This window comes from Yersinia vastinensis (assembly GCF_902726565.1).
GTDB lineage: Bacteria > Pseudomonadota > Gammaproteobacteria > Enterobacterales > Enterobacteriaceae > Yersinia > Yersinia vastinensis.
Genome location: NZ_CACVAF010000002.1, coordinates 485775 through 491850 on the forward strand (window position 1 = coordinate 485775; position 6076 = coordinate 491850).

The window sequence follows — 6076 nt, forward strand, 5'->3', positions numbered from 1 at the left end:
ACCAGTGCATTAATGTGGGAGTAAAAATCATGCTACGTATCGAAGTGACCGTTGATAAAACCAAGAAATTACCCGCCGGCGCTCTATCCGCTCTAGCTATCGAGTTTAATGATCGCGTAAAGCGTCGCTATCCAGAGGCTGAGGCTACAATAAGATTGGCAGGTATGGACGGGTTAACTGTATTCGGTGGGTCGCCTGACGACAAAGAAGTGATTCAGGAGATTTTGCAGGAGACGTGGGAAAGCGCTGATGACTGGTTTCAGGCTTAACACCTTCTATCTGACCGGTTACCTACCGGCTACTCCCTCCCCGATATCCCCCCAGTATTTGTGGAGCAATGAATCTGTTCTATGATGCCAACCACATTGATGAAAACTTAATACAATTATTAATATTATTTTAAACTGATTATTTGGATACGGAAATTTAGATACTTAAACGAAAAACAGGAATATTCCTACAAAACCAACCCTAGTATCTGATTATTTTTTGACCTAAATCACGTTATCGTGAGTTCATGAATTATCGTTGCAGTAATAAATTTGATGCTCATGTGTATTTTAAAAAGTAAACGAGAATTCATATTAATAAACTTATTCTTTTTATCATATTTTATATCTGGGCCATTACTTAAAATGAAAAAATTTAACTACAAATTATCTTGTATCGCCTTAACTATTATATCTGCGATTAGTACTACAACTTCTTATGCTGACATCGGTTTTACAGGTGATGTAATACCCGACTTACCTGACTGGGATATTCCAGGGGTAATAATAATTGGTAATACGTCATTTGGTGCTATGGATATTTTCAATGGTGGACCGTTGAACAGCGGAAGTGGTGGAACGTTAACCAGCGGAAATGTAGCCGCTGGGCTATGGAGCTATATTGGTTATAGTTCTACAGCTACCGGTGAGGTAGTTATTACTGGCTCTGACTCTAAGTGGATAAATAACGGGGTGCTCTTTGTTGGTTATAACGGTAACGGCACATTACTGATAGCGGATGGAGGAGTTGTAAATAACCCTGTTAACGCGACACATGTTGGTTTTGGTGTTGGGGCTGTTGGTTATCTTGAAGTCAGTGGAACTGATTCACAATTAATCAACGGCGGTGAGTTACGCATTGGTGGCGAAAATGACAGTAATGGCATGATGCGAATTACCGATGGTGCTGTAGTCACTAACCAAAATGATGCTGATATTGCGTATCGCCCAGGTTCAACCGGTAGCGTTGAAGTCACAGGTCTAGGCTCAATCTGGAATGCCGGTAATCGTATGTTCATCGGCCATGAAGGTGATGGCAGTCTTAAAATCACCAATGGCGGCGTTGTTACCACGGCAACGAAAGCAAGCGTTGCGGCAGGAACGACTTCAACCGGTTATGTAGAAGTGAACGGTGCAGGTTCCCGCTGGCAAGTGGGTACTTTACTTGATATAGGAACAAATGGCCCTGCCACCATGGTAGTTTCTGATGGTGGTGTAGTAACCAGTCAAAGCGGGAATATTAACGACTCTATCGGAGTGGTAGAAATTACCGGCACCGACTCTCGTTGGGATAATGCCGAGACCCTGCAAATTGGTTCGTTTTACGCATCAGTAGGTTCTAATAGTACTCTAAATATCACTAATGGTGGCGTTGTAACTGATAGTTTTGGTTATGTTGGTGCAGGGAAAGATGCCACTGGCCGAGTAAATATCTCAGGTACAGATTCTTCTTGGCACAACGCTAACAGCTTGGTTATTGGTAACAGTGGGAATGGCTCTGTCGTCGTCTCCGATGGCGGGAGTCTCAGTAGTTCTGGTAGCTATGTCGGCTATACCGCTGGCTCAAAAGGTGACGTTTTGGTCACTGGTGTTAACTCCAATTGGGTTAATACAGGTGATATTCGTTTTGGGGAGTTTGGCGGTAACGCCTCACTGACTATTAATAACAGTGGGACTGTTCAAACCGATAATTTAACCATTGCTAAAGATGCAACTTCAATCGGAGTACTGAATATTGGTAGCGCAGCTAATTATACTGCGTCATTAGCCGGTTATATTAATACACCACTTATTACCTTAGGGAGCGGTGATAGCTCAATTGTCTTTAACCATATTGATACTGATTATCAGTTTAATTCTGCCATTGCTGGCAGTGGTAAAGTGGCCGTTTACAGTGGTATGACGGTATTAAATGGCGTAAATACCTATAGTGGTACGACAACAGTTAATTCTGGCATCTTAAAGGCTGGTGCTGCAAGCAGCTTCAGTACAGCTTCCGAATATATTGTCGAGACTGCGGGGGAACTGGATTTAGCCGGTTTCGACCAGACACTGAACAGTCTAAGTAATAGCGGTACTGTGAGCCTTAACGGTGTACCAGGTACGATTCTGACGGTATCCGGTAATTACATCGGCAACGATGGCTTGCTCAATTTTAACTCAGTACTGAATAATGACACCTCGGCTACTGATAAATTAGTCGTTAACGGCAATACTTCGGGTACAACTCGCGTGGGTGTGACTAACTTGGGTGGCAGTGGTGCAGCAACATTGAATGGCATTGAGCTGATTGAAGTCAATGGGCTGTCGAACGGTGAGTTTGTTAAACAAGGACGTATTGTTGCTGGCGCCTATGATTACTCTCTGGCGCGTGGTGTCGGAACAAATGCAAATAATTGGTACCTGACAAGTACAGTTATTCCAGTTGATCCAATTGACCCAGTTATTCCAGTTGACCCAGTTGACCCAGTTGACCCAGTTGACCCAGTTGACCCAGTTGACCCAGTTGACCCAGTTGACCCATCATTAATGATCAAACGTCCTGAAGCGAGCAATTATGCAGCTAACCTGGCTGCAGTCAATAACATGTTCGTGACGAACCTTAATGACCGCATGGGTGAAACACAGTATATCGACGCATTGACCGGTGAACATAAATTAACCAGCCTGTGGTTGCGTAACGAAGGTGGTCACAACCGCTCTCGTGATACATCAGGCCAACTGAGTACACAGGCTAATCGTTATGTCGTGCAATTGGGCGGTGATATAGCTCAATGGAGCAGCAATACAACGGACCGCTTCCATCTGGGTGTTATGGCTGGGTATGGTAATAGCAAAAGTACCACTGTTTCACGGGCATCCGGCTACAACGCTAAAGGGTCAACCGACGGCTATAGTACCGGTGTATATGGGACTTGGTACGCGAACAACGAAGATAAAGCTGGACTATACGTTGACAGTTGGGTGCAATACAGCTGGTTCAACAATACCGTTGAAGGCCAGAACTTAGCTGCTGAAGAATACAAATCCAAAGGGGTAACAGCTTCTGTCGAAAGTGGTTATACCTTTAAAGTGGGTGAAAATGCCGCTAAGAATGCCGCCTACTTCATTCAACCTAAGGCGCAAGTTACCTGGATGGGTGTGAAAGCTGACGACCATAAAGAAGCCAACGGAACGAATGTGTCTGGAGAAGGTGATGGTAATATTCAGACCCGCCTGGGTGTAAAAGCCTTTATGAACGGCTACAGCGATCAGGATAAAGGCAAAGACCGTGTATTCCAGCCGTTTATTGAAGCAAACTGGATCCATAATACTAAAGACTTTGGCACAACAATGGATAATGTAACAGTGAAGCAGGATGGTGCTGCAAATATCGGTGAGTTGAAAGTGGGTGTTGAAGGTCAAATGAATAAGAACGTCAACCTTTGGGGTAATGTTGGCCAGCAGATCGGCAACAAAGGTTATAGCGATACTGCGGTGATGTTAGGAGTTAAATATAACTTTTAATACTGATTGTGATATTAAAACTAAATAAGTTTACTAACCGGGCAATTAAGCCCGGTTTTGTATTTCTAATTTACGTCTTCTGCAAGAATATCCTCACCCTCAATAGATGGAACATATGTTGGTTCTGGCCAGCCCTCTCGCATAAAATCATCAAACTTATAAAAAAATACATACCAACGGGGGTCATCCACCTCTACGGTTCCCATGTTGAGATAAAAACCCGGAGTGGGGGCGATTTCGAAGTACATCTTAATAACGGCGTGTGTTTCATCTTCAAAAATGACATTTACCATATAAACCCCCTAGAATGTATAACCAGACACCACCAGTGCCCAGGTGCCTTGGACAGGCGATGCACCTACAGTAAAATAAGTAGTGTTATTGGCCCCAATCAATACATCTCCCGTGCCTATACATACTGCTGAATTATTTTGAAATCTAATCCTCCCTGTTGCTGATGCATCTGTTGAAACAACAAATGAGGTGCTTGCACCCCCACCGCCTGCGTTGGCCGTACCCTCCACTAATGCAGTTTTAGCATTCTTGGGACATATGGTTGATAAGTCTATCGCCTGGTAGGTGACGGGTATGGTTCCGCTAGAAATAGTGATTGGGGGGAAATTAATACGCCTATCCCTTTGCCAGCCTTGCCGGAAGCGAACACCTAACAAGGGCCATACACTGACTAAAGCAGAAGCTGTGTAACCCGCTGGAGCATTTGCCCCTGAATATATAAGAGGCGCAACAGAGCCTGTTGTATTCCGTGCCAACATAACTCGTGCTTTTGTTGTTGGATTGTACATAACATAAATAGCAACAAATCCATCTGTGGGAGGGGTTCCTGTATCCATCCCTCCCGCGCCAACTGTTGAAATATTAATACCCGCACTCACACCCCTAAGTCTATAAGTTAGACCTGCGGCGTCTCCTACTACTACTTCATCGGCAGTGAACATACCCGTCGCGAGACCAGCGGCGGGGAAATTTAATATAGCGCTAGCAGCACTACCAACCACCCCCGTTAATTGAGCCATAGATGCTGGGCTTTTAGCTGTAGTACCATCACCAGACAAGACCATCGGGCCGGTCATCGTCCCACCATCAAGGGACAATTTATTGTCTATGTCTGCGCTCATTTGATTAAGTGACGGAATAACTACAATTGAACCATCTGGCGCAATAATAGTGACATCGCCAGTACTGGTTGTTATATTTTGCCAATCTTTAAACAACTGTTGATAAAATCCTAATTGAGCTGATGACTCACGCGCTAATGCAGAATATGAATTAGAAACAGATGTATGAATTGCATAATTTGAATTAGTCAAAGAATCAACAATATTTCCATTAATTCTAATTTTAGTATCACTGTCTACAGCCAATATTTCATAAACCAATGTATTTCCATCGGATCTGGTGACATACAATGCCTGTCCAATAGCAACACCCATGACATTGTTAGCCCATTGAGTTCCAGAACCGGTAATAACGTTCTGACCGGATGGGGCTGTAATTGTCCCAGTTCTATACCAAGCACCAATCATAGTGATCCCTATCATTTATGATATTTAATTAAATTAGAACACCGAAATAACACAGGCGTCCGTCACAGGTTATGAGGTAGTTTATTAAGCGGGGATATTATTAGGTCCAACAAGAACACCAGCACTTCCTTTCTTGCACACTAACACCGTGGCATTAAACAATGGGGTGACATTTGAACTCCCGCCGCCAAAGTTATTGTATCGAATGCTGATAACATCCATCCCACCCAAGACAGTTGCAGGGACTCTGAATGAAACGCCGCCCACTGTTGCTGCTGGGGTTGATGCCCCGCCTGTAATGAAACTTTGGACGATCACGCCATTTATTAGTAGATTTAAATCGTTTCCAGAGTAGATGCTCCCCCACGTAACATCTCCGTTAATAATCAGCACTCTCTCAAAATTTGCAGAATCAAATGAAAATACCTTCCACAATACACCGCTAGGGACTCTATCTGCTGATGCGCCCGCCGACATTCCTGTATTTGTTACATATCCTTTTAAATGAACACCTTGAACCACATCGCCAATGATTTTATTAGCGTATACAGTTCCACCGAAATAGCCGTCATTACTTTCAATCGTTCCGCTAAATTTACCTGCTGTCGCATATACTGTTCCCCTAACAGTGACATTATTAAATTCGGCGTTACCGAGTTTATCTATTTTCCAGCCCAGAATTCCCATCACGTAATTGTCAGACATTATATACTGACCGATTTTGGCATTAGTTATTGAGCCATTTTGAATAAATCC

The 6076-nt window shown here is 43.6% G+C and carries 5 protein-coding genes; 2 read left to right on the top strand and 3 right to left on the bottom strand.

What is annotated here, in order from left to right:
* The first annotated feature begins 29 nt into the window (after nucleotides 1-29).
* Both HUZ92_RS04825 and HUZ92_RS04830 read left to right on the top strand, forming a co-directional pair.
* Nucleotides 30-269 (top strand): DinI-like family protein, encoded by a 240-nt coding sequence (locus tag HUZ92_RS04825; protein WP_019210716.1) that lies wholly within the window; start codon nucleotides 30-32, stop codon nucleotides 267-269.
* 366 nt (nucleotides 270-635) lie between these two features.
* Complete coding sequence (locus tag HUZ92_RS04830; RefSeq protein ID WP_145580010.1) at nucleotides 636-3776, top strand: autotransporter outer membrane beta-barrel domain-containing protein; 3141 nt, start codon at nucleotides 636-638, stop codon at nucleotides 3774-3776.
* 65 nt (nucleotides 3777-3841) lie between these two features.
* Here the strand turns inward: HUZ92_RS04830 and HUZ92_RS04835 are convergent, their stop codons facing one another.
* The 3 genes from HUZ92_RS04835 to HUZ92_RS04845 form a co-directional block, all read right to left on the bottom strand.
* On the bottom strand, nucleotides 3842-4069 hold the full coding sequence (locus tag HUZ92_RS04835) for a hypothetical protein (RefSeq protein WP_050295277.1): 228 nt from the start codon (nucleotides 4067-4069) through the stop codon (nucleotides 3842-3844).
* A 9-nt stretch (nucleotides 4070-4078) separates the two neighbouring features.
* Entirely contained in the window at nucleotides 4079-5320 is a 1242-nt protein-coding gene (locus tag HUZ92_RS21010; RefSeq protein ID WP_080990618.1) for a hypothetical protein, read from the bottom strand.
* A gap of 84 nt (nucleotides 5321-5404) precedes the next feature.
* A partial coding sequence (locus tag HUZ92_RS04845) for a DUF3672 domain-containing protein (protein ID WP_217450612.1) occupies nucleotides 5405-6076 on the bottom strand: 672 nt, incomplete at its 5' end.